This is a genomic window from Mesorhizobium sp. M0633, from assembly GCF_040320645.1.
Taxonomy (GTDB): Bacteria; Pseudomonadota; Alphaproteobacteria; order Rhizobiales; family Rhizobiaceae; genus Mesorhizobium.
Genome location: NZ_JAMYQC010000012.1, coordinates 15,184 through 38,761 on the forward strand (window position 1 = coordinate 15,184; position 23,578 = coordinate 38,761).

Genomic DNA, 23,578 nt, shown 5'->3' on the forward strand with positions numbered 1-23,578 from the left:
CATGCAGATTGATGAAGCGCGCGAGGTGAGGACCACCTGCCCCTATTGCGGGGTGGGTTGCGGCGTGCTGGCGAAGGTCGCCGCGGACGGTGAAATAACCGTTCGTGGCGACCCGGACCACCCGGCGAATTTCGGCCGGCTCTGCTCCAAAGGCTCGGCGCTGGCTGAGACCATCGACCTCGACGGCAGGTTGCTATACCCGGAGATCCACGGTCGCCGCACCGACTGGGACGAAGCGCTCGACCTTGTCGCTTCGACCTTCTCGCAAACCATTGCCGAACACGGCCCCGGTTCGGTCGCCTTTTATGTTTCCGGCCAGTTGCTGACCGAGGACTATTACGTCGCCAACAAGCTGATGAAAGGCTTTATCGGCTCGGCCAATATCGACACCAATTCGCGCCTGTGCATGGCCTCGTCGGTCGCCGGCCACCGCCGCGCCTTTGGCTCGGACACCGTTCCGGGAAATTACGAGGATCTGGAACTTGCCGACCTGATCGTGCTGGTCGGCTCCAATCTCGCCTGGTGCCATCCGGTACTCTACCAGCGCATTGCCGCCGCCCGGGAAAAGCGGCCCGAGATGAAGGTGGTGCTGATCGACCCTCGCCGCACAATGACCTCAGACATCGCCGACATGCATCTGGCGATCGCGCCCGATGGCGACGTCGCTTTGTTCACCGGGCTGCTCGCCTATCTCGGCCAGCACAACGCGCTGGACCGCACCTATATCACGGCGCACACGACCGGCTTCGGGCAAGCGCTTTTCGCCGCCTCGGCGCTCGATCTTGCCGGCATCGCGGCTGCCACGGGTCTCAGTGAGGACGAACTGGCCCGCTTCTACAGCCTGTTTGCCGCGACGGCGAAGACGGTGACCGTCTACAGCCAAGGCGTGAACCAGTCGTCTTCGGGCACCGACAAGGTCAACGCCATCATCAACTGCCATCTAGCCACCGGCCGCATAGGCAAGCCCGGCGCCGGGCCGTTCTCGGTGACCGGCCAGCCCAACGCCATGGGCGGCCGTGAGGTCGGCGGCATGGCCAACATGCTGGCCGCCCACATGGAGATCGAAAACCCCGAGCACCGCGAACGCGTGCGGCGCTTCTGGAATGCCCCAACCGTCGCCGAAAAACCCGGCCTGAAAGCGGTCGAGATGTTCCAAGCGGTGGCCGACGGACGCATCAAGGCGCTGTGGATCATGGCCACCAACCCGGTCGATTCGATGCCGGATGCCGATGCCGTCGAAGCGGCGATCAAGGCCTGCCCGTTTGTTGTGGTCTCGGACGTGCTGGGCGAGACCGACACGGTCCGCCACGCCCATGTCCGGCTGCCGGCCACCGCATGGGGCGAAAAGGATGGCACCGTCACCAATTCGGAGCGCCGCATCTCGCGCCAGCGGGCTTTTTTGGCCAGGCCCGGCGGGGCAAGGCCAGATTGGTGGATCATCGCTGAAGTTGCCAAGCTGATGGGCTTCGGCGAGGCGTTTTCGCATGTGTCGCCGACCGACATCTTCGCCGAGCACGCGGCGCTGTCGGGCTTCGAGAATGACGGCGCGCGCGATTTTGATATAGGCGCGTATGGCGATATCGGTGCAGAGGCCTATGAGGATCTTCTGCCGTTCCAATGGCCAGCGCCGGCCTCACCCTCCCCCTTGAGGGGAGGGTCGGCACGCGCGTTGAGCAAAGCGAAACAAGCGGGACGGGGTGGGGTCGGTGGTGAAGTCTCGACCTCTCCGGGTCGCCCCACCGAGGTGGAGGCCGTCGCAGATGACCCCCTCTGGCCTGCCGGCCATCTCCCCCTCAAGGGGGGAGATCAGCCTGCTGCTCGGCTGTCGCCAGTCTCCCAGGTTGATGAGTGGGCGCAGCCGGCAAAACCGCCAATCTCCCCCCTTGAGGGGGAGATGGCCGGCAGGCCAGAGGGGGGTGTTCAGGCTGGACATAGCTCAGCCAGCATCCGCTTCTTCGCCAATGGCGGCTTCTACACGCCCGACGGCAAGGCGCGCTTCATTGCCATCCGCCCAGCCGCACAAACCCGCACCAACCCGGACTACCCGCTCGTCCTCAACACCGGGCGCGTCCGCGACCATTGGCACACCATGACGCGGACCGGCAAGAGCCCGCGCCTGTCGCAGCACATGGCCGAACCGTTCGTCGAAATCCACCCGGCGGATGCGCAGCACTATGGTATCGGCGATGCCGACATCGTGCGCGTCTCGACTGGCCATGGCGAGGTGCTGGTCCGCGCGCTGGTGACGGTGCGCCAACGCCAAGGCTCTGTATTCGTTCCGATGCACTGGACCGATCAGATCTCCGCCCGCGCGCGTGTCGATGCACTGGTCCCGCCGACGACCGATGCGATTTCAGGTCAGCCGGCCTCGAAGAACGTTGCCGCCCGCATCCAGCGGTTCGCCGCCACTGCCTTCGGCTTCGCCGTGCTTGCCGAACGACCCGCATCGATCGACGCCGATTACTGGAGCCTCGCCCGCTGCCCCGCCGGCTGGCGCCTTGAAATTGCGCTGCAGTCCGGCCGTGACTGGACCGGGTTTGCCGCCTCGCTGTTCGGCCTCGAAGGCGAGACGCTCGCCTATCACGACATCGCCGGCGGGCACCATCGCTTCGCCCGTTTCGCAGGCAATCGGCTGGTCGGCGCGTTCTATCTTGCGCCTACCCCGGTAGCGGTGTCGCGCGGCTGGGCGGTCGAACAACTTGGTGCTGACCATGCCGATCGGCAGGCGCGGCTGGCGATTGTCGCCGGGCGGCCGGGCGGCAACAGCGTCGACCGCAGTGCCATCGTCTGCGCCTGTTTCGGGGTCGGTGCCAACCAGATCGCGGAAGCGGTACGCGGCGGCTGTACCAGCGTCGCGGCAATCGGCGCCGCCCTTCACGCCGGCACCAATTGCGGCTCTTGCCGCGCCGAGATCAAGACCATTATCGACGGGCGGCGTCTGCAAGCTGCGGAGTGATGCGCCGAGGAACTCTGCCGCGCCGCTGCATGATGCTTACTAGCAATTTACAAACCATGGGCTACCAACGTTCTGACTTCGATTCGCTCGGAACGGGAGCCTCATGAGCAAAGCCCTGACCTCATTCGCGCTTGCCGCCGTGCTGACGGCCTTGCTGATGGCGCTCAGCCTGGCGGTGGCCAGGCATGGCTATCCCTATGGCGCGATCGGCGCCAAGCGCTTGAGCGACGTCGCCGATGCGGGGACGTTCATTCCGCTCGCGGCGATCTATTTTTTCAGCGCACTGCTGATGATGGTTCTGCCGATCAGGCTCGCTGGCATCGTCCTGACACATGCCGCCGATGCGATCTTCTGGACGGTCATCGTGTTGTTTGCGCTCATCGTTGGATGTCTCGCCGCGAGATTTGCTTTCGGTCAGCGCGATGTGCTCTCCGCACTCCTGAACTGGCGCTTCCTGTTTGTCGCAGGCGTCGTCGGATGCCATCTGTTCATCAACGAGCTGCGCCGCAACATCTTGTTGAGAAGCCTGTTCTTCGTCATCTTCGCCGCAGCGACACTGGCCTGCCTGTTTTGGTCCTTCACCGTCTGAGCATGTGCGACCGTCGGCAGGCGGCTTAATTCTTGTCGACCGGCTTCGAACGCATTCGCGAAACGGTCTCACGCTCGGCCCGCTTCGAACGCATCGGCGGCAGGCCGCGGTCGATCAGGTCCATGTCTTCCAGCACCATGTCGCCCATCCGCTTGAAGGCGATGTCAAGCGCGCCGGCCCGGTGGGCGGAGCGCAGGAACCCCGGCAACGTACGGACCGGGTGATCCTGGGCCAGAGGCTCCTCAGGAAAAACATCGCTGGCGGCGACGATATGGCCGCTGCGGACGACGTCCATCAGTGCCGGGAAATCGACCACGCCGGCTCGGCTGAGCAGGATGAAAGCGGCTCCCTTGCGCATCCTGGCAAACGCCTCGGCGCCGAGGAAGCCCTGGTTTTCGCTGGTCACCGAAGCGACGACGAAGACGAAATCGCTGTTCGACAGAACGTCGTCAAGAGAGGCCGGCTCGACGCCGTTTTCGATCAGGATCGACGGCGGCAGCCACGGGTCGAAGACTTTTGTCCGCGTGCGAAAGCCTGACAGCAGCCGGTTGAGCGCACGGCCAAGATCGCCGAAGCCGATAATGCCGACATCCGCGCCGGAAAGAAGCCGCGCCGTCCGGTTGCCGTCGCCGCCCCACAGCTCCTTGCCGTGACGGAAAGCGAGATCGGCGTCGACGATGCCGCGGGCGAGGTTGAGCGCCATGGCAAGGCCGAGCTCGGCCACCGGCTCGGCAAACACCAGCCCGGTGGTGACGACATGGATGCCGCGCGAAAACAGCGCCTCGTACGGCATGTTGTCGATAAGGTTGCTCTCGACATTGAAGACGCAGCGCAGCGCCTTCATTTTCTCCAGCGTCTCCGGCGTGATCGGCGGCTGGCCGACGATGTAGCGGGTTTCGGCAAGCACATCAGCCGGCAAGGCTGCGACATCTTCGGGCGATGTTTCGACGATGCGGTATTTCGATCGAAATTTCGCCAGCGCAGCCGGCGTGAAGATCAGGTCGAGCGTGCGCGGTTCGGGTGCGCTGATCACCAGCGGCAAGGCGCTGTCGGACATGATACTTTACCTCCCGTGCGATCCGCGTCGCATCACACCAGAATCGTCTTTTCCCGCCCCCGACACCTATCACATGCCTGTCGAGAAGGAGAAGTTTGCCTTCTTCGGCCTTGCGGTGCGTCGGTCGGTGGTCCAGATAGACGGCGATCGAAGGACGACAAGGAAGACAGCAACATGATCCCGTTTCGAAAGAACCTCATCGATGGCGAGTGGGTAGGCGATGCCGGCTCCCGCAACATCAACCCGTCCAATCTCGACGACGTGGTCGGCGAATATGCATCGGGGGGCGCGGAGCACGCCCGGCAGGCCATCGCGGCGGCGAAAGCGGCATTTCCGGCATGGTCCCGATCGGGCCTGCTGGCACGCCATGCGGTGCTGAGGAAGACGTCGGACGAGATCACCGCGCGGAAAGATGAAATCGGCCAGGCGTTGGCGCGCGAGGAAGGCAAGACGCTGGTCGAGGGCATCGGCGAGACTGTGCGGGCCGCCCAGATATTCGACTTCTTCGCCGGCGAGACGCTGCGCCTGTCGGGCGAGCTGGTGCCGAGCGTGCGGCCCGGCGTCGGCGTCGAGATCACCCGCGAAGCGGTCGGTGTCGTCGGCATCATCACGCCATGGAATTTCCCGATCGCCATCCCGGCTTGGAAAATCGCTCCGGCGCTGGCCTACGGCAACACCATCGTCTTCAAGCCGGCGGAACTCGTTCCGGAGAGCGCCTGGACTATTGTCGACATCCTGCACCGCGCCGGCCTGCCCAAGGGCGTGCTCAACCTGGTCATGGGCAAAGGTTCGGTGGTCGGCCAGGCGATGCTCGATAGCCCCGACCTCAACGCCATCACCTTCACCGGCTCGGTCGGCACCGGCAAGCGCGTCGCCGCCGCCAGCGTCGAGCACATGCGCAAGTTCCAGCTCGAAATGGGCGGCAAGAACCCGCTTGTCGTGCTCGACGATGCCGACCTTGCCGTCGCCGTCGAATGCGCAATCAACGGTGCCTACTTCTCGACCGGCCAGCGCTGCACGGCGTCGTCCCGCCTGGTGGTGACGGACGGCATCCACGACCGCTTCGTCGAGGCGCTCAAGGACCGCATGGCCAAGTTGGTCGTCGGCGACGCTCTCGATGCCAAGACGCAGATCGGGCCGGTTGTCGACCAGAGCCAGCTCAAACAGGACGAGGACTATATCGCCATCGGACGTCAGGAAGGTGCCGATCTCGCCTTCGGCGGCGAGCGGCTCGATCGCGAAACCCGCGGCTTCTATTTGCAGCCTGCGCTGTTCACCGAAACCACCAACGCCATGCGCATCTCGCGCGAGGAGATTTTCGGCCCGGTCGCCAACGTCATCCGCGTCAAGGATTATGACGAGGCGCTGGCGGTGGCCAACGACACGCCGTTCGGGCTGACGTCCGGCATCTGCACCTCGAGCCTCAAGCATGCCACGCACTTCAAGCGCAATTCGGAAGCCGGCATGGTCATGGTCAACCTGCCGACGGCCGGCGTCGACTTCCACGTGCCTTTCGGCGGGCGCAAGGGATCGAGCTACGGCCCGCGCGAGCAGGGCCGCTATGCCGCAGAGTTCTACACCATGGTGAAGACCGCTTACACGTTTGCCGGCTAAGAAAAGGCGGCAGACCAGCCAGGCAGCGAGCAAGTCGATGGCATCTGAGAATACGGACCTGACCTGGCTCAATCCGCCGCCGCACCACGCCTTCGGCAACAATACGGTGCATGTACGGACCGGTGAGGAGACCGACTTCTGGCGCGAGACGTTCTACGGCTTCTGGCGCGACAATGGCCATTTCCTCTATCGTGAGGTCGAGGGCGATTTCAGCGCCGAAGTCACGGTCAAGGGGCACTATGAGGTGCTTTACGATCAGGCCGGGCTTATGGTCCGCCTGAGCGAGACGCACTGGATCAAGGCCGGCATCGAATACACCGACGGGCTGATGTATTTTTCCGTCGTCGTCACCAACGATGCCTCCGACTGGTCGCTGGCCAGCATTCCGGCCGATCCGGACGGGGTCAGGATCCGCATGACCCGCCATGCCGAGACGATCCGCGTCCAGTATCGCGACGCATCTGACAAGCACTGGAAACCGGTGCGGCTTGCCTATTTCCCGCCGTCGAAAACGGTCGATGTCGGCATGATGTGCTGTTCGCCGCAGCGCGAGGGCTTCGAAGTGACATTCAGCGATTTTTCGATCGGCCCGCCGATCTCGCGGGAGCTTCACGACTGAGGCGCCGCGATCCGGTCGGGCGGTTTGCGTCCGGCCCCGCCTCAGTAGGTCGCCCGGCCGCCGGAGACGTCGAAGACGGCCGCCGTCGTGAACGAGCATTCCTCGGACGCGATCCAGCAAATCAGCGCCGCCACCTCCTCGACCTCGCCGAACCGCGCCATCGGTATTTTGGACAGCATGAAGTCGATGTGTTGCTGGCTCATCTGCTGGAAGATCGCGGTGCGCACGGCCGCCGGCGTGACGCAGTTCACCGTTACTTTGGTCTTGGCCAGTTCCTTGCCGAGCGATTTGGTCATGCCGATCACCGCCGCCTTGGAGGTGCTGTAGGCCGAGGCGTTCGGGTTACCTTCCTTGCCGGCAATCGAGGCGATGTTGATGATCCTGCCGTAATTGCGTTCGAGCATATGCGGGACGAGCGCCTTGTTGCAGAAGAAGACGCCGTTGATGTTGATGTCGGTGACCCGGCGCCAATCCTCCACCGAATACTCCCAGGTCGTCATGTTCGGCCCGGTGATGGCAGCACTGGTGACAAGGACATCGACCGCGCCAAGCGCTTCGATCGTCTCTCCGGCGGCGGCTTCGACCGCTATGGGGTCGGCGACGTCTAAGGTGACGCTGTGCAGGCCTGGAACAATGGCCTTGGCCTGCTCGATCTGGGCGGCATCGCGATCCCAGACCGAAACACGCCCGCCTTCGTCAGTGATCCTTTGCGCGACGGCCAGGCCGATGCCTGAGGCGCCGCCGGTGATAACAGCAGATCGTCCGGCAAATCGTCCCGCGAAACTCATCGGCATGTGGTCTTCCTCCCAATGGGCGGCGAATGTGAAGTCAACGGCGGACAAGTTCAAGCGCGGACTTGCAACCTCAGAACAGCTTATGATGGGCCAGCACCGGTCAATTGTACGGCACTGCCTTCTGGCCAAATCGTCTCGCCCGGTATGGAGAGAACGGCTGGAACGACGCGCCCGGTTGGCATCCGGGTGACAGGCGGCGCCGGATGGGTTATATTGCACTGCACAATGCGAGCGCCTGCAGGCGAGGCTCCCATCGATCCGACGAATCGGCCCACGAGCGGCCCATGAAATCGGCATTGAGCTGCAAGGACGGAAAACCGCTATCGAGATGAAGATTCCAAAATCTCTGTTGATCGATCCGGACAAGAACACGGTCTATGGCAGCTTTGCCGTTGCCGTCTCGATCTGGGCGTTCTCCTACTCGACCATTTTCGGCCAGGCCATGATCCTGGCTTATTATGCGGTCTGGCTACCGCTCATCCTGGTCGACTACCGCAAGATATTAAGGCACGCTTCCAGCGCCTGGCTTCCGCTGGCCTTTGCAACCTATGTCTGCTTCTCGGTGTTCTGGTCGGCGGCTCCCGGCACCACGGCAAGAACGGCCGTCCAATATTGCTCCCATATCGCCTGCGCCTACATTGCCGCGCGCACCGTCAGCGTCCGGACCTTGACCATAGGCGCCCTGATCGGGATTTTCGTCGTTCTGCTCTACTCGCTCAAGGTCGCAAGTTATTCCTACGACGTTCTCGACGGGACATACAATTTCGTCGGCGCTTTCAGCTCCAAGAACCAGATCGGCTTTGTCGCATCGCTCGGCATTTATTTCTGCGTTGTCTACCTCGCCTTTCTCAGGCGCGGACGCATAAGCTTTTTGTTGATTGTACCGATCGTCCTTCTGTCGGGCTATCTGCTGGTCGTGTCGCATTCGGCCACTTCGATGGCGTCGACCCCGGCGGTTCTCGCTCTGGTCGCCCTGCTTTCCATCGGCAAGCTGCTTTCGCTCCGCCATCGCCGGGTGATTTTCATAATCGGTGCGGGCGGGCTGGTCGCCTGCACCGTGATTGCGCTGAATCTCGGGCTGATGGACTTTGTCCTTGGCCTTTTCGGCAAGGATTCGACGCTCACCGGACGAACCTACCTCTGGCAACAGGGCTGGAATGCCGCGCAGCAATCGCCCATCCTCGGCGTCGGCTACGCGGCTTATTGGGTGCAGGGCTTCTCCGAGGCCGAGCGGCTGTGGAACGAATTCTATATCGCCGCGCGAAGCGGCTTCCACTTCCACAACACCTACATCGAGACCTTGGTGGAACTCGGCTTCGTCGGCGCGACACTGCTTTCGCTGATCATCCTGCGCACGCTCTGGGGTCACGTCTCGGCGCTGATATTCAGGACATGGCAAGCCGACTCCGTGATTCTTGCCGGCGTCATGGTGCTTCTGTTCATCCGATCCTTCGTCGAGGTCGAGACCCTCAATCCCTACATCATGGGATCGTTCCTGCTGTACTACAGCTACTTCAAGCTGGTGAGGGTGCCGGCCGTCGCTCCTTCCCGGTGGAGCGCCGTGAACCATCTCGAGGAACCGGACGCCGTGCGAGGCTAGAGCGGGCGGATCCAGGCGGTTCGTTGCCCGAAGGCCGCCTTGTTTTCTGACCCATAAGATCCCAAACGCAAAAACCCCCCGCAGACCGCTGCCTGCGGGGTTGGTGCTTTGCTCCGGTGGAAAGAAGCTACTGGATGGCCATGGGCGCCGGTTTGACCTTGATCACGTCCCCTGGCAGCACCGGCGTGTCTTCATCGGCGGTGATTTCGCTGGTCTTGCCGTCGACCACCCGCACCAGGGAAAATGACAAGGCCGCTGGTTCGTTGTTGCCGTAGAATTGCGGCATGGGGCTGCCCGACAAGGCTTCGGACATCAAGGCCTTTTCCATATTCAGCTTCAGCGTCACCTCGTTGAGATCGGCTTCCGTCTGTTGCCGGTCGGTCGCGAGGCTGGAGTTCTGGGTGTTCTCGAGATCGATGGCGTCCTGGGTGGCCTTGCTGATCGACTGCTTGGCCGTGAGAATCGCCGTTTCGTAATCCAGGATCTGGCCCTCGAGGTCGGCGATGGTTTGCTGCGAGTTCAAAACCCGCGTGTTGACGACCAGCCCCTTTTGCGCCAGCGAGCCGATGCCGTTGAGCTGCTCCTTCGCCAGATCAACCTGCTTCTGCTGGTTGACGATCTTTTTCTGCAGCGAATCGATCTCGCTTTGCAGCAGTGCCTTCAAATCGTCGAGCGCCTGCAAGCGCAGCTTGAGTTTCTTCTGGTCGGCCGCCAGGATCGCCGTCTCATCGGCAACGATGCTGGGCAGCTTCGGATCGTCGGCCACCTCTTTCGGCACCGCGAATGTCGGCTTGTCCGCTAGTTCCGCTTCGATGCGGGCGCGCTTGACGGTCAGCCTGACCAATTGGTCTTGTAGTACGTCGAAATTGCCCTTGGCATTGATCAGGTCGCGGTCGTAGCGCTGTCCGCTCTCCGGGTTCCGCCGGGCTCCGCCGGCAATGCTCATCGCTTTCAGCACGGACAACCCAGGCACACAAGGATACTGGCCGGGCGATTGCACCTCGCCAGAGATGTAGAATGGCCGGTACTGCGCCATTTCGACGGAAGCCTCCGGCTTGTCGGCCAGAGCGAGCTTGCGCTGCAGCGCCTCACCGAGCGATGCCGCGATCTCCGAAGTCGTCTTGCCGGATGCGGGCATCTCGCCGACGAAGGGAACCGACAAGGTTCCAGCGGGGCCGACCGTGTATTCTCCATTGATGGCCGACCAGTCACGGAACGTGCCTTCGACGGTCTGCCATTCCGCCACGCGGATGGTCAGCTTGTCCTGTGCTCCTAGGCGATAGTCGTCGGCGAAGGCAAACTGTGGCAGGGCTAGCGACAGCGTCAGGCCGGTCGCCATTGTAAGGCAAGTCGTCAAAAGCCGTACTCGCCGCATGCGTCTGGAGAGAATGCCGGTGCAAAAGATATCGATTATATCTGCTTTCAACTGAGCGTTTCCGATCTGGTTTGCCCCGCCCGATGAGCTGCCGATGCCTGAGTTAGGGGCCTGAGTTCTGGGCCCGAATTCTGGACAGTCGCTCCTCGATGCACGGCCAGCAAGCGGCCGTCAGTAGCAGCCTCGCGACATCCAGACCGCAGGTACGGTCTTGATGATGATGCGAATGTCTTCGAACATCGACCAGTTCTCGACATAGTGCCTGTCGAATGCGACGCGGCTGTCATACGAAACATCGTTGCGTCCGCTGACCTGCCAAAGCCCGGTGAGGCCGGGGCGCGATTTCAGGTAATAGACGGCCGAATTGCCATATATCTCCAGCTCATCGCGCACCACGGGACGAGGCCCGACCAGGCTCATATCCCCCTGCAGGATGTTGATGATCTGCGGCAACTCATCGAGGCTGAGCTTCCTCAGCACCGCTCCGACGCGCGTGATCCGCGGGTCGTTCTTCAACTTGCGGGTCGCTATCCATTCGGCGTTGGCCTCCGGATTCGCGGCGAGATAGGCAGCAAGCACCCGCTCGCCGTCTGGAACCATGGTGCGGAACTTGAGGCACGGAAAAATCCGTCCTCCGCGGCCGATTCGGCTGTGACCATAGAAAATCGGCCCGCCATCGGAAAACCTGACAAGCAGCGCTATCATTACGAACAGCGGGCTGAGAGCGACCAGGCCGATCAGCGAACCGACAATATCGAAGCTGCGTTTGAGCAGGCCGCCAATCGGTGGCGGAAAATCGACGCCGGCCTGCGAAAAATCCGCATCGGCCGGCTTGGCTACGTCCCTCATGCGTAAACTCCATACGTTGAACGGATGGTTTACCGCACGATACCAAAAAAATGTTGCAGCGCAACACACAATTTCTCAGACGGCTGTAATAGTCGCGTCATGAACTGACTAAATAATAAACTCGTCCTGCACAAAATTTCCCATTTATGTCGCAAAAGAGACAGATTATGGGCAATTTTGGAAAAGCTAGTCCAATTTTTGGGCTGATTTTAGGCGAATCGCTCTTTATACCCTCCTGTGGAGCTTTGCCGTCATTTAGAATTTCAAGATAATGACTGATGTTATGATAAAATACTATTCAATATTATGAATCATACTGGAGCGAGTCGATATCCGGCAATCACTGGTGATGCCGACGTGTGCGTTGCACCATGGCAGAGTCGATCCCGAGGATTCGTTTAAAATTTATTCCGCAGCTGCCCTTGCCGCCTATTGCGCGGCTCAATAGAGTTGTAAATTGTTTCTGTCGGACTATGGACAGATTGGGCTAGGCCGGAAGCAACCGGCCAGACGCGGGCAACCTAAATAAGCTCGCAGAGTTTAAGGGAGGTGCTCGGGGTGGGCTTGTCGACATTTTTTCCCGAGCCGGTTGATGGGCTATCGGGTATGTCACTGCCAAAGTTCATTATCGGAATGTGTTTTGCGCTGGCGATCGTGATCGTCTGGTCCTATTTGGGCGGCGCCTCGCTCGGTACGACGCTGTTTCGCGTCATCGGCTGTGCCATAGTCATCCAACTGGGTTATTTTCTGCTGGTCTTTGCCATGGTCGCCAGAAATGCCCCGACCCCGGCCGACAAAATTCGCGACGCTGAACGAAAGCTGAGTTCGAACGAAGCGGCCGAAGGCGAGAAACTCAGCGCCAGGAGAGGCCTTCACTGATTTCGGGCCTGGCCGCGGTCTGCGATGTCCATATGACCTGTGGTTAAGCTCGCCGGTCCTCTGACGAATTGCTCGCCTCAACAACACCGGCAGTCGGCATTCCTGTTCTTTCAATTCCTTGACACTGCGGGCCTCGACGCGCTCGCTCCGCCCCGCCGCCGTCCGGTCGGCGAGGATCAGCAACTGGTTTCTGCCAGTCGAGCGCTCTATAGAGCGTGTAGGAACGGCTCTGCCAAAGCGGCGCATTTCTGGAGCCATCCCGATTGAGGCTCGCCGCCTGCCCAACCGGGCCATGACACCCAGCAAAATGAAAAACTGGACGGCGCCGATGATTTTGGCGATGCTTGCTTCGCACTTGCAGCATAGGCGTTTGGGCCGATGCATTTCAGAATGGGCGGTGGGGCATTGAGCGGACGGGGCGAGGAAATCCGCAACGACTTCTGCAATCGAGAGGCATGTCCATGACATCATTCCAGGTCTGCGTGATCATCGCCGCCCGCAATGCGGCGCGGACAATCCCGGCTGCCATTGCATCGGCATTACGCGAGCCTGAGGTTGCGGAAGTTGTCGTCGTCGACGACGCGTCCACCGACGATACCGCGAAAGTCGCCCACGCGGCCGGCGACGGCACGGGCCGCCTTTCCGTCATCCGCTTCGACGTCAATCGCGGCCCATCCTTTGCACGCAACGCCGCGATAGCCGGTTCCAGGTCGCCGTTCATCAGCATTCTGGACGCTGATGATTTCTTTTTCGAAGGCAGGTTTCACAGACTGTTCGCCAGCACCGATTGGGATTTCGCCGCAGACAATATCATGCTTGTCAGGGATGACGCGGCAACCGACGTTTCGAAAATCGTTGCTCCACCGTTCTCGCCCGAGCCGGAATTCCTCGATTTCGAGGGTTTCATCGACGCCAACATCTCCAGGCGCCGTGTGCAACGCGGGGAACTGGGCTTCCTCAAGCCAGTGATCAGCCGCGCCTTTCTCGATCGGCATGGGCTGCGCTACGACGAGAAGCTGCGCCTGGGTGAAGACTATGAACTCTATGCGCGCGCGGTTGCCCATGGCGCGCGCTTCAAGGTCATCAAATCCTGTGGCTACGGCGCGATCGTGCGCGCCGATTCGCTGAGCGGACGGCACAAGACCCAGGACCTGAAGCATCTGGCCGATGCCGACCTGGCACTGCTTGCGATCGACAGTTTGCCGGAGGCATCGAAGGCTGCGCTGAGAAGGCACGAGCGGCACATCCGCGACAAATACCGGTTGCGGAAGTTTTTAGACGTGAAGGCTGAGCGCGGGCTGGCGCCGGCCGCGGCCTACGCCTTGGCCGGCTCGTCCAACCTCACAGCCGTCGTCCGCGGCGTCGCCTCCGATAAGCTGGATGCGCTGTTTCGCCGCGCCGGCCTCGCCGCGAAGCGTCAGCATGTGCCGCCGCTGCGCTTCCTCATGGCCGGAACCAGCACGGCCAGCGAAAGCTAGGCCCGTCAACGTGCGACGGCGGTAGCTACTCCCTTACCCTTCGGTCGGCTCGGACGGTTTCAACGAGATTCATGAGTTTACGATCTAGGTGGTTGCCTATCCGCGCAGGGAATGGCAATCTATGTTGCGGTGCAGCAATTTTGGACGGCCAACCGAACTGGCCCAAGATATCCCCCTGTCAGAGGAGCTGGACGATGAAGAAATGTCTTTTGAACGCGGACGGGCGCCAAGGCCGGTCACCAGCTCGACGATGATGGGGCGCTGACTGCATGGCCTCGATCTTTCGCTTCCGATCGAGAGATCCGGCGCGCGACACGCAGACCGACACCTCGCGCCTCGATCGCTTGGCAAAGCTGCTGGACCAGATCTCGGCCGAGGTCGAGGCAGAGAAGAACGGGCTTGAGAACCGCTACAGGACAACGGCTACCAATGCCGCCTTCCTGGTCGAGGCCATGGAGAACGGAGCGGTCTCCTCCCGCAAGTCCTCCGAAGTCGGCGAACTGACCAGGTCGATCCTGAATTGCGAGCGACGCATCGCGGCGCTCTCGCGCCAGAAGCAGATGATGAAGGATCTCCGTCATTCGCTGGATGAAATCTTCGATGAGAATCGGCAGAACGGCCCCGACATAAGGACCGATTTTGTGAAGCCCGCCGATTTCGGCACAGGCTGAGCGAACACCCCGAGTCGGCGCAATGGTTTTAGGCACAACACGGAGCTTGGGAGCGACAGAGGTCAAGATCAGGTTGTTTCGTCACGGTTCGAACGATCGCTTTGGGGGCGCACAGCACAAGGTGAGTTTGATATGAACGCAGATCCTAAAAGCACGCCCGCCCCGGCAACCCGAGGCACCCCGTTCACGCGCCCGATCCCAGGCAAGCTGCGGCGGCTCCGTTCAGACGGCGCGTTTCTGCTGGTCGTTCTCGGCAGCATGGTTGCGGGCCTGGTCCCCGTGCGCGCCCAGGATCTCCCAACCGCGCCGTCCTTTGTCGATGATTTCACCAGCCTCAGTCGCGCGCGCTGGTACATTTCCGACGGCTGGACGAACGGCAAGCATCAGAACTGCACCTGGTCCAAAAGCCTGATCGGGCTTTCCGACGGCATGCTGACGCTCGGTTTCGAGAAGCGCAAGCTGAAGGATCGCGAATTCGCCTGCGCCGAGATCCAGACCAAGCAGCGCTTCGGCTACGGCACTTACGAGGCGCGGATGAAGACCGACACGGGCTCCGGCGTCAACGCGGCATTCTTCAGCTTCGTCGGCGATGCCGACAAGCAGCCGCATGATGAAATCGACTTCGAGGTGCTGACCAAGGACACGTCCAAGGTTCAGGTCAACGCCTACATAGCCGGCAAAGGCAAGAACGAGAAACTGGTCGACGTCGCTGGCGGCACCGACAAGGCCTTCAACGACTACGCCTTCGTCTGGGAAAAGGACCGGCTGCGCTGGTACGTCAACGGCAAGCTTGTCCACGAGATCACCGATCCGGCGAAGCTGCCCACCCATTCGCAAAGGATCTATTTCAGCCTTTGGGGCAGCGATACAATGAAGGGCTGGATGGGGCCGTTCTCCGATCCCGGCCGCAAGCTCACCATGCAGGTGGATCGCGTTGCATTCACCGCACTTGGCCAGCCCTGCCAATTCCCCGAATCGCTGGCATGCAACACAAACTAGAAGCGCATCTGAACCGGCCGGGCCGAAGGTGGTCGGAAAACCGAAGCTCGAACAGGCCCGAAACCTTGAACAGGAATGAAACCGAATGAATTTGACTGTCTTTGGAATCGGCTATGTCGGTCTTGTACAGGCGGCGGTGCTTGCCGAAGTCGGCCATCAGGTGGTCTGCGTCGACATCGATGCAAAAAAGGTCGAGCGGCTCAACCAGGGTCATGTCCCGATCTTCGAGCCTGGGCTCGAAAGCATGGTCAAGGAGAACCATGCCGCCGGCCGCATCAAGTTCACCACCGACGCCGCCGCGGCGATCAAGCATGGCCAGATCCAGATGATCGCCGTCGGCACGCCGCCGGGCGAGGATGGTTCGGCCGACCTCAAATATGTGCTGGCCGTCGCCGAGGCCATCGGTCGTGAGATGGACGAGCCCAAGATCGTCGTCGGCAAGTCGACCGTGCCCGTCGGCACCTGCGAAAGGATAAAGGCCAGGATCGCCGCAACGCTGAAGGCGCGCGGGCGCGAGGATCTGGCTTTCGACGTCGCCTCCAATCCGGAATTCCTCAAGGAAGGGTCCGCTGTGAGCGACTGCATGAAGCCCGACCGGATCATCGTCGGCACCAGCAACGAGGACACCGAGGCGGTGATGCGCGAGCTCTACGCGCCGTTCAACCGCAACCACGAAAAGATGATCGTGATGGATGTGCGCAGTGCCGAGTTCACCAAATACGCGGCCAATTGCATGCTGGCGACCAAGATCAGCTTCATGAATGAAATGGCCAACCTGGCCGAGCAACTGGGCGCCGACATCGAGGAGGTCCGCAAGGGCATCGGCAGCGACCCGCGGATCGGCTACCACTTCATCTATCCGGGCCTCGGCTATGGCGGCTCGTGCTTCCCGAAGGATGTGCGTGCCCTGATCAAGACTGCCGAGGCCGTCAAGTTCGACGCCAAGCTGCTGCGTGCCGTCGAGGAGCGCAACAACCAGCAGAAGTCGGTCCTGTTCGAGAAGGTGGACCGCTATTTCAAGGGCAATCTCAAAGGCAAGACATTTGCGCTGTGGGGCTTGGCCTTCAAACCCAATACCGACGACATGCGCGAGGCCCCGGCCCGCACGCTGATGGAAGCGCTCTGGGCCGCTGGTGCCAATGTGCAGGCCTATGATCCGGAGGCGATGCAGGAATGCCAGGCGATCTACGGGCTGCGCGACGACCTGCAACTGTGCGGCACCAAGGAGGCCGCGCTGCGAGGCGCCGATGCGCTCTTGATCGTGACCGAGTGGAAAAGCTTCAGCGCGCCGTCTTTCGATGCGCTGAAGAACGCGCTGACCACGCCCGTCATCTTCGACGGACGCAATCTCTACGACCCCAAGGTCATCGCCCGCCACGGCATCGAATACCACAGCATCGGCAGAATGGCGGCGTGACGCTAGGGCGGTCCAGCAAGGAGCCAGGTCCATGAAAGTTCTGTTTGCGGGCGGCAACGGCTACACGCCGCAGTTCAGCGGTGGCGTTCAGTCGAGCACGCATCATCTGGTCGAGCAGCTGCGCGAGCACGGTCATGACGCCTCGGTTCTGGCGGCGCTGTTCGGTGACGGCATGTTCGGCTTCAAGGCGCGCGCCAAGATGAAGCTGCTTCGCCAGCGAGCGGTCATCGACAGCTATCCCGGCTATCCGGTCGTGCGGGCATGGTTTCCCTGGGAGGCGGCGCGCTTCGCGGTCGAACGGCTCGATCCCGATGTCGCCGTCGTGCAGTGCCACAAATCGGTGCCGATCGGAAAGGCGCTGCAGGCGCTCGGCGTGCCGCTGGTGGTCTATCTGCGGAACGTCGAATTCCACGAACTGGCCGGCGACCTGCGCGAATTGCATTCGGCGCTTTATATCGCCAACTCCGAATTCACTGCGCGCACCTATAAGGAAAGGTTCGGCATCGATTCGACCGTGATCCCGCCGACCATCAATCCCGGGCTCTACAGCACGCCGACCACCGGTGAATTCGTCACGCTGATCAATCCTTACAATGAAAAAGGGTTCGAACTCGCCGTGCGCATCGCCGGCCAATGCCCCGAAATTCCGTTCCTGTTCGTCGAAAGCTGGAAGCTCGACGACGACCACCGGGCGCAGATCGAACGGATCATCGCGCCGCTGCGCAACGTCAGGCTGGAAAGCCGCACCAGCGACATGAAGACCGTCTATGGCCGCACCAAGATCCTGCTGGCGCCCAGCAAATGGGAAGAAGCTTGGGGGCGGGTGGCATCCGAGGCCCATTGCAGCGGCATTCCAGTCGTCGGGTCCCGTCGCGGCGGCCTGCCGGAAGCGATTGGCGCCGGCGGCGTGGTGCTCGACTATGACGCACCGCTCGACGACTGGGTCGCCGCGGTCAGGCGACTATGGAGCGACAAGGCCGAGTACGATCGGCTGTCGGCGGCGGCGCAGCTGTTTTCGGAGCGGCCGCAAATGAACCCCGACAGCCAGTTCGCGACCTTCCTCCGCGTTCTCGACAACGCCAGGCAAGGCGCGCTGGAGCGTGCCGCCTGATGCATTTCGTCCAAAACCATGCACGTTGCCCAAAAGCCGGCTCTCGCGCCTGACCGGGGTGGGAGCTGCCTTGGGACAACGACACGCACAACACCAGACGCTTGAGGCGCCTCGCACGGTAGCGACGGGCGTCAGCCCTCATCCGCGCGAGCAGATCGCCGACCGGCCTCGAAAGATCGTCCATCCGATGAAGATTTGCTTCGTAGTTGATAAGTTCCCCTCTTTGTCGGAGACCTTCGTCCTCGACCAGATAGAAGGGTGCCTCGAGCGCGGCATGCAAGTCGGCGTCGTCTGCAACGAGACGTCCTTCGGCAAGGACAGCAACATCGACGATCGCCGCTGGCAGGCTCTCCCTGGCAAGGTCGTCTGCTGGTGGGGCGGGCTGGGGCGCTTTCGCCCGACGCTCAGGAGATGGTCGGGCAGGTTCTGGGATAAGCTCTCGACCGCTATCGACATCGCTTTTGCGCGCAAATTGCAGGACGCCGATGTGATCGTCGCGCATTTCGGCAATAACGGCATGCGCGTCGCCCGCGCCATGAAACGAGGCCGGATTTCCGCTCCGCTGGTGACCATATTCCACGGCCGCGATGTTGGCGAACCGCTGCATGACAACACGCTCACGCGCTACAAGGTTGTCTTCGACAAGGGCGTTCTCCAGCTCCCGGTGAACGCGTTTTTCCGCGACGCCCTGATCGGCGTCGGCGCCCCCCCCGCGCAAGTCATGGTTCACCATATGGGCGTGCGGCCCGGTGAGATCGGCTACCATTGGCGTTCCTGGGACCGGGACACGCTGTCCTTCATCTCGGTCTGCCGGCTGACCGAAAAGAAGGGCATCGAATTCGCCCTTCGGGCGCTCGCCAGCCTGCCGCGGCGCGACTGGGTCTATTCGGTGATTGGCGGCGGCGAATTGCTGGAAGAGTTGAAGAAGCTCGCCGCAAATCTCGGCATTGCCGACCGGGTGACTTTCCTCGGGCCGCGTCCGCACGCCGAGGTCAAGCAGCGCCTGCGCAATGCCCACGTATTCCTGCTGCCTAGCGTTGCCGCGCGAGACGGCGATCTCGAGGGTATTCCGGTGGCGCTGATGGAGGCTATGGCCGCCGGGCTGATCGTCGTCAGCACCTATCACTCGGGCATCCCCGAACTGATCGAGGATCAGGAGACAGGCTTCCTCGCACCGGAGCGAGACGTTGCGGCGTTGGCCCGCAAGCTTGTCTGGGTGGCCGAGAACCCGGACAAATGCGAGCGCATCGCACGTGCGGCGCGCCGCAAGATCGAGCAGGATTTCAACGCGGACGTACTCAACGAACGTTTTGCGCAGATCGTTGCTCAACTGGCCGAAGCCAGGCAGCCGGCATGAACGCCAACCCGCCCCCCCAGTTCGGTCGCGTCGCCCTGCGCGGCGGCGTGGTGACGATCGGCGCGCAAGGCTTTAAGATGGCGATCCAGTTTCTCTCCGTCATCGTGCTTGCGCGTCTGCTCGTGCCCGAGGATTTCGGCCTGGTGGCTTCCGTCGGGCCGATCGTGGCCTTTGTCGGGCTGCTTCAAAATCTTGGCCTGCAACAGGCCGTGGTCCAGCGCAAGGATATCAGCACCGAGCAGCTCAACCAGGTATTCTGGATCAGTGCGCTGGTGGGGATAGGCAGTGCCGTGGTGGTTGCATGCCTGGCGCCCGCCATCGCTGCCTTCTATGGCGATCAACGCATGGTGGGGATCACCATCGGCTCTGCCTTGCCGCTGCTGCTTGGCAGCCTCGCCGCGGTGCCGCTGGCGCTGATGAACCGTCACTTGCGCTTTGGCCAGCTCGCGCTGAACGACGTGATAACCGCTGCTGCCGGACTTGCGACTACCGCAATCGCCGCCTATGCGGGGCTGGGCTACTGGTCGCTGGTCATCGGCCCTGCGGTATCGGCCGTTGTCGCGCTGGCCGCGGCATGGCAGGTGGCGCGCTGGACGCCGTCGCGGCCGGACCTGAAGGTCGATACCGACATATTGTCTTTCGGCGCCAATCTGACCGGCTTCAATCTGGCCAACTTCTTCTCGCGCAATCTCGACAACATCCTGATCGGAAAATATTCGGGCGCGATCGAGCTCGGCTATTATGACCGCGCCTACAAGCTCCTGCTGTTTCCGCTGCAGAACATCAACCAGCCGCTGACACGCGTGATGGTGCCGCTGCTGAGCCGCATCCATGAGGACAAGGCGCGGTTTCGCGACATCTATGTGCGAACCAATTGGATGCTGGCGGCCATCACTATGCCCGGCATCGCGGCGCTGACGCTGACGTCGGACCAGGTCGTCGGGCTTCTCTTCGGCGAGCGCTGGACGGCGGTGGCGCCGATCTTCGCCTGGCTGGGCATCGCCAGCCTGATCCAGTCCGTCTCGAGCACCACCGGCTGGATCTTCATCTGCCAGGGCAAGACCAAGACCATGTTCCACTGGGGCATCTACTCGTCGCTGACGACGGTCGCCGCCTTCATCATCGGCCTGCACTGGGGCGCCGTCGGTGTCGCGGCGGCCTATGCGATCAGCGGCTATGTGCTGCGCGTCCCGGTGCTTGCCGTTCTTGTCCACCGGGTCGGCCCGGTGACCGCAGCCGACTTCCTGGTCATGCAGGGGCTTTTCATCGCGTCATCGCTGCTTGCCTGGTCCGTGTACCGGGAGTTGCCGGCATCGCTGACCAGCCAGTCAGACCTGCTCGCGGTGGTCCTGGCGGTTGCCCTCAATTATTCGATCGGCCTGGTCCTCATGCTTGCCCTTCGCCAGTCGCGCAGCGCCCTGTTCACCACGCTTTCCAGCGCCATGCGCAACGCCCGCTAGGCCGGCAATCACCGGCCTCAAAAGCTCACCTGCCGACATCGCCGACGCATGCTCCTCAAGCACTGCCTGAAGGCTCGTCCTGCGATAGAGGTCGAGATTGGCGGTAAGTCTGCCGAGCTTCTCGCTCGCTTCCTCGGGCGTCACCGTGTCGATGTCGAGCAGCAGGTCGGCGACGCCGATCCGCTTGGCAAGTTCCTTGGTCTTGAATTCATAGGCGATCGGCAGCACCGGCGTGCCGACGCAGAGCGACATGATCATCATGTGCATGCGCGTTGCGACAACGAAGTCGAAGCCTTTCACCAGTGCCATCAGTTGCTCCGGCGTGTGGAACGAAGCGTCCACGCTGACATGCTTGGCGATCTCCGGATCGAGTTCGGCAACGATAGCCCGCGCCGTCTTGGAATCGTCATGGGCGTATTCCGGCACGCCCTGGCAGGTGGAGACGAAGGTGACCTCCTTGGCGTGGTCCCTGACCAGGATGGTCGCGATCGCACGGATCGAGTCGATGTAGCGGCGCATGCCGCCCTCGCCGTCGCTGACATAGTTCCAGTGACGGACGGAAATGGCGACGCGGCCGGTGACGGTCGCCGACTGGCCGGAGGCCAGAATTTTTCCGATCCTGTCGGTGTCGGCCAGGGCAAAGACGGCGTCGGCCACGACGTGGCATTTGCCGGGGTCTTTCACCATGTCCACAATGTGGCCTCGCGAACGTTCGTCGCGCAGCAGGATGAGCGGGCTCCGATCGAAGATTGGGCTCAACTCCTGGCGATTGTAACTTTTGTTGAACGGGCCGAGCGATTGCGTGAAGAAGACGGGGTCCTTGCCCAGAATCGCGTCGATCCGGAATTGATTGAGTCGCCGTTCCAGATTGTAAGTCTCGACAAGATAGGTTCCGCCTGTCGTGACCACGAGGTCGGCGCCTTTGTAGATCTCGAGACCACGGCGATTGCTTGAGCTGAACAAACGCCCGAGAACGCCGCGGATGCCGAACCGCCGCAGGGCATTGAGGACGAGCCGATTGTAGATCGGCTTGAACAGGTTCTTCAGCCCGCTGCCGTATTTGTAGCGGAACAGCGATTCCGACAGCAGCTTGTGGAATTCGAGATCAGGATACTCTTTCTTCGTGTAGAGCCTCGCCGCCACCTCCGGCTGGCTGTCGAAGACGCAGAACTGGATATCGTCTTGCACGATCGTCTTGAAAACATGGCGGATCGCCAGGAGAATCGCTGCATCCCCGGTATTCAGGCAGACGGTGTTTTCAACCGCGATCTTCATGGAATGACCTCATTTCGTGAGTAGTCCCGTGCTTCCATCGACGGGTGCGAAGGGGCGGATTGCAGGCGGGTTGGCCGAAAATGCTGCACGCCAAGGATGGTCCTCGCGTCGTGATTATTGGCGCGCAGCCCGATGGCAGGCCAACGCGCGGTCCATGTGGCCCAAGCAGAGCGAGATTAACCCATCGATTTTGCAGTGCAACAAAAAACGGGGATCTTTGCTACGCTGCAACCAAAAATGTTGCGATGCAGCAAGAGCTGTACTAGCATTGTCGCGGGCGGGCCAACAGCGGTCGAGTTTTCATGCTGCATGTCTTGTACTTGGTACACGACGTCTCCGACCCGGCAGTGCGCCGGCGGATCATAATGCTCAAGGCAGGCGGCGCCCAGGTTACGCTGGCGGGCTTTCGTCGTACGGCAAGCGCAGTTGCTGATGTCGAGGGCTTGCAGCCGATCGATCTCGGCCCGACTCGTGATGGCCGATTCGCCCAACGTCTGGCCGCGATCATGAAGGCAGTCGTCTCGACCGGCTCGAAGCTGGGCTCAATGCCACGGCCCGACCTCATTATCGCGCGCAATCTGGAAATGCTGGCGCTTGCCCGCCGCGCCAGGTCGGCTTTCCAGGCAACGGTGCCGATCGTCTACGAGTGCCTGGATATCCATCGCCTGCTGCTTCGCGACGATCCGCTGGGCTGGGCGATGCGCGGCGCAGAACGCTTCCTGGCCAGGGATGTGAAGCTTCTGGTGACCAGCTCTCCGGCCTTCATCGCCAACTATTTCAAGCCGTTCGGACAGATTGCCGCCCCGGTCGAACTGCTCGAAAACAAGTATTTCGAGCCAGCCGCGGCCTCGCTGGATGACCGCGCGGCGCCGGAGAACCCCGTAGCGCCGCCTTGGCGGATCGGCTGGTTCGGGGCGCTTCGCTGCCGTCGCTCCCTGGAGCTTCTGGCCGAATTTTCGCGCCGCCTCGACGGCCGCTTTGAAATCGTCCTCAGGGGGCGCCCGGCGCTGTCCGAATTTCCCGATTTCCACGGTTTCGTCGAATCGGAACCCTGGCTCTCGTTTGGCGGGCCCTACCGCAATCCCGAGGATATGGCGGCGATCTACCGCGAGGTCCACTTTTCCTGGGCCATCGACTTTTTTGAGCAGGGCCTGAACTCCGAATGGCTGCTGCCCAACCGGCTCTATGAGGGCTGCCGCTTCGGAGCCGTGCCGATTTCGATGGGAGCCACCGAAACCGGCCGGTTCCTCGACCGGCAAGGCATAGGGGTTCTTTTGCCAGAAGCCGCGCCCGAGGCGCTCGAAGCCGCCGTCGGCACGATGGAGCAGCATCGGTTCGGGACATTGAGGGCGCGTGTTCTCGCCCGCAATCCGCGCACCTGGAGCTACGACCGCGCCGATTGCCGGGCGCTCGTCGAAAAGCTCCGCGGGCTGACTGCGGCTCCCGGTCCATATGCTGCCGAAGCATTGGCATAGAAG

General features: G+C 61.9%; 18 protein-coding genes and 1 pseudogene. 14 read left to right on the forward strand and 5 right to left on the reverse strand.

Going from position 1 to position 23,578, the window contains the following annotated elements; all coding sequences use genetic code 11:
- The first annotated feature begins 1 nt into the window (after position 1).
- Both NKI47_RS14945 and NKI47_RS14950 read left to right on the forward strand, forming a co-directional pair.
- Positions 2-2,956 carry a nitrate reductase gene (locus tag NKI47_RS14945; protein ID WP_352591085.1) on the forward strand — a complete coding sequence of 985 codons (2,955 nt, stop codon included), beginning with the start codon at positions 2-4 and terminating at the stop codon, positions 2,954-2,956.
- Positions 2,957-3,059: 103 nt separating this feature from the next.
- The gene (locus NKI47_RS14950; RefSeq protein ID WP_023676299.1) at positions 3,060-3,545 is read left to right on the forward strand and encodes a hypothetical protein; all 486 of its coding nucleotides are present in this window, start codon (positions 3,060-3,062) and stop codon (positions 3,543-3,545) included.
- A gap of 25 nt (positions 3,546-3,570) precedes the next feature.
- Here the strand turns inward: NKI47_RS14950 and NKI47_RS14955 are convergent, their stop codons facing one another.
- A complete protein-coding gene (locus NKI47_RS14955) occupies positions 3,571-4,602 on the reverse strand; it encodes a hydroxyacid dehydrogenase (protein WP_352591088.1) in 1,032 nt (343 codons plus the stop codon).
- Between the two features lie 177 nt (positions 4,603-4,779).
- Here NKI47_RS14955 and NKI47_RS14960 point away from each other — a divergent pair, with 177 nt between their 5' ends.
- Both NKI47_RS14960 and NKI47_RS14965 read left to right on the forward strand, forming a co-directional pair.
- On the forward strand, positions 4,780-6,216 hold the full coding sequence (locus NKI47_RS14960; protein ID WP_352568562.1) for an aldehyde dehydrogenase family protein: 1,437 nt from the start codon (positions 4,780-4,782) through the stop codon (positions 6,214-6,216).
- A 37-nt stretch (positions 6,217-6,253) separates the two neighbouring features.
- Positions 6,254-6,835, forward strand: coding sequence for a DUF1349 domain-containing protein (locus NKI47_RS14965; RefSeq protein WP_023676303.1), 582 nt, complete (start codon positions 6,254-6,256; stop codon positions 6,833-6,835).
- Positions 6,836-6,876: 41 nt separating this feature from the next.
- On the opposite strand, the gene NKI47_RS14970 is transcribed toward NKI47_RS14965, so the two are convergent.
- Positions 6,877-7,629: an SDR family NAD(P)-dependent oxidoreductase gene (locus NKI47_RS14970; RefSeq protein WP_023676304.1), complete on the reverse strand. Its 753-nt coding sequence runs from the start codon at positions 7,627-7,629 to the stop codon at positions 6,877-6,879.
- A 328-nt stretch (positions 7,630-7,957) separates the two neighbouring features.
- Here NKI47_RS14970 and NKI47_RS14975 point away from each other — a divergent pair, with 328 nt between their 5' ends.
- Positions 7,958-9,229, forward strand: a complete 1,272-nt coding sequence (locus NKI47_RS14975; RefSeq protein WP_023676305.1) for an O-antigen ligase family protein — start codon at positions 7,958-7,960, stop codon at positions 9,227-9,229.
- A 127-nt stretch (positions 9,230-9,356) separates the two neighbouring features.
- Here NKI47_RS14975 and NKI47_RS14980 read toward each other — a convergent pair whose 3' ends face one another.
- On the reverse strand, positions 9,357-10,568 hold the full coding sequence (locus NKI47_RS14980; RefSeq protein ID WP_084641075.1) for a polysaccharide biosynthesis/export family protein: 1,212 nt from the start codon (positions 10,566-10,568) through the stop codon (positions 9,357-9,359).
- Positions 10,569-10,775: 207 nt separating this feature from the next.
- Entirely contained in the window at positions 10,776-11,453 is a 678-nt protein-coding gene (locus tag NKI47_RS14985; protein ID WP_023676307.1) for a sugar transferase, read from the reverse strand.
- A gap of 549 nt (positions 11,454-12,002) precedes the next feature.
- Between NKI47_RS14985 and NKI47_RS14990 the strand changes: the two genes are divergently transcribed.
- The 8 genes from NKI47_RS14990 to NKI47_RS15025 all read left to right on the forward strand — a co-directional run bounded on the left by NKI47_RS14990 (position 12,003) and on the right by NKI47_RS15025 (position 20,825).
- Entirely contained in the window at positions 12,003-12,332 is a 330-nt protein-coding gene (locus NKI47_RS14990; RefSeq protein ID WP_245274682.1) for an exopolysaccharide production repressor protein, read from the forward strand.
- A gap of 455 nt (positions 12,333-12,787) precedes the next feature.
- Positions 12,788-13,810, forward strand: coding sequence for a glycosyltransferase family 2 protein (locus NKI47_RS14995; RefSeq protein ID WP_023676309.1), 1,023 nt, complete (start codon positions 12,788-12,790; stop codon positions 13,808-13,810).
- 269 nt (positions 13,811-14,079) lie between these two features.
- Positions 14,080-14,481 (forward strand): hypothetical protein, encoded by a 402-nt coding sequence (locus NKI47_RS15000; protein WP_352591091.1) that lies wholly within the window; start codon positions 14,080-14,082, stop codon positions 14,479-14,481.
- 132 nt (positions 14,482-14,613) lie between these two features.
- Positions 14,614-15,480, forward strand: coding sequence for an endo-1,3-1,4-beta-glycanase ExoK (gene exoK, locus NKI47_RS15005; protein ID WP_023676311.1), 867 nt, complete (start codon positions 14,614-14,616; stop codon positions 15,478-15,480).
- 85 nt (positions 15,481-15,565) lie between these two features.
- Entirely contained in the window at positions 15,566-16,897 is a 1,332-nt protein-coding gene (locus tag NKI47_RS15010; RefSeq protein ID WP_023676312.1) for a UDP-glucose dehydrogenase family protein, read from the forward strand.
- A 31-nt stretch (positions 16,898-16,928) separates the two neighbouring features.
- Entirely contained in the window at positions 16,929-18,008 is a 1,080-nt protein-coding gene (locus tag NKI47_RS15015) for a glycosyltransferase (RefSeq protein WP_023676313.1), read from the forward strand.
- A gap of 70 nt (positions 18,009-18,078) precedes the next feature.
- The gene (locus tag NKI47_RS15020; protein ID WP_352591094.1) at positions 18,079-19,365 is read left to right on the forward strand and encodes a glycosyltransferase; all 1,287 of its coding nucleotides are present in this window, start codon (positions 18,079-18,081) and stop codon (positions 19,363-19,365) included.
- Positions 19,362-20,825, forward strand: a complete 1,464-nt coding sequence (locus tag NKI47_RS15025; protein ID WP_023676315.1) for a lipopolysaccharide biosynthesis protein — start codon at positions 19,362-19,364, stop codon at positions 20,823-20,825. The genes NKI47_RS15020 and NKI47_RS15025 overlap by 4 nt, the downstream gene beginning before the upstream one ends.
- 222 nt (positions 20,826-21,047) lie before the next feature.
- On the opposite strand, the pseudogene NKI47_RS15030 reads toward NKI47_RS15025, so the two are convergent.
- Positions 21,048-22,100: pseudogene (locus NKI47_RS15030) on the reverse strand (polysaccharide pyruvyl transferase family protein); the annotation flags it as partial.
- Between the two features lie 302 nt (positions 22,101-22,402).
- Here NKI47_RS15030 and NKI47_RS15035 point away from each other — a divergent pair.
- Positions 22,403-23,575, forward strand: coding sequence for a glycosyltransferase family protein (locus tag NKI47_RS15035; protein ID WP_352591097.1), 1,173 nt, complete (start codon positions 22,403-22,405; stop codon positions 23,573-23,575).
- The last annotated feature ends 3 nt before the right edge of the window (positions 23,576-23,578 follow it).

Bases quoted from the DNA above. Each gene is read 5' to 3' on its own strand.
- NKI47_RS15025 (WP_023676315.1), top strand. From the start codon at position 19,362: ATGAACGCCAACCCGCCCCCCCAGTTCGGTCGCGTCGCCCTGCGCGGC.
- NKI47_RS15015 (WP_023676313.1), top strand. From the start codon at position 16,929: ATGAAAGTTCTGTTTGCGGGCGGCAACGGCTACACGCCGCAGTTCAGC.
- NKI47_RS14950 (WP_023676299.1), top strand. From the start codon at position 3,060: ATGAGCAAAGCCCTGACCTCATTCGCGCTTGCCGCCGTGCTGACGGCC.
- NKI47_RS14955 (WP_352591088.1), bottom strand. From the start codon at position 4,602: ATGTCCGACAGCGCCTTGCCGCTGGTGATCAGCGCACCCGAACCGCGC.
- NKI47_RS14965 (WP_023676303.1), top strand. From the start codon at position 6,254: ATGGCATCTGAGAATACGGACCTGACCTGGCTCAATCCGCCGCCGCAC.
- NKI47_RS14980 (WP_084641075.1), bottom strand. From the start codon at position 10,568: ATGGCGACCGGCCTGACGCTGTCGCTAGCCCTGCCACAGTTTGCCTTC.
- NKI47_RS15035 (WP_352591097.1), top strand. From the start codon at position 22,403: ATGCTGCATGTCTTGTACTTGGTACACGACGTCTCCGACCCGGCAGTG.
- NKI47_RS14975 (WP_023676305.1), top strand. From the start codon at position 7,958: ATGAAGATTCCAAAATCTCTGTTGATCGATCCGGACAAGAACACGGTC.
- NKI47_RS14945 (WP_352591085.1), top strand. From the start codon at position 2: ATGCAGATTGATGAAGCGCGCGAGGTGAGGACCACCTGCCCCTATTGC.
- NKI47_RS14985 (WP_023676307.1), bottom strand. From the start codon at position 11,453: ATGAGGGACGTAGCCAAGCCGGCCGATGCGGATTTTTCGCAGGCCGGC.
- NKI47_RS14970 (WP_023676304.1), bottom strand. From the start codon at position 7,629: ATGCCGATGAGTTTCGCGGGACGATTTGCCGGACGATCTGCTGTTATC.
- NKI47_RS15010 (WP_023676312.1), top strand. From the start codon at position 15,566: ATGAATTTGACTGTCTTTGGAATCGGCTATGTCGGTCTTGTACAGGCG.
- NKI47_RS15000 (WP_352591091.1), top strand. From the start codon at position 14,080: ATGGCCTCGATCTTTCGCTTCCGATCGAGAGATCCGGCGCGCGACACG.
- NKI47_RS14995 (WP_023676309.1), top strand. From the start codon at position 12,788: ATGTCCATGACATCATTCCAGGTCTGCGTGATCATCGCCGCCCGCAAT.
- exoK (WP_023676311.1), top strand. From the start codon at position 14,614: ATGAACGCAGATCCTAAAAGCACGCCCGCCCCGGCAACCCGAGGCACC.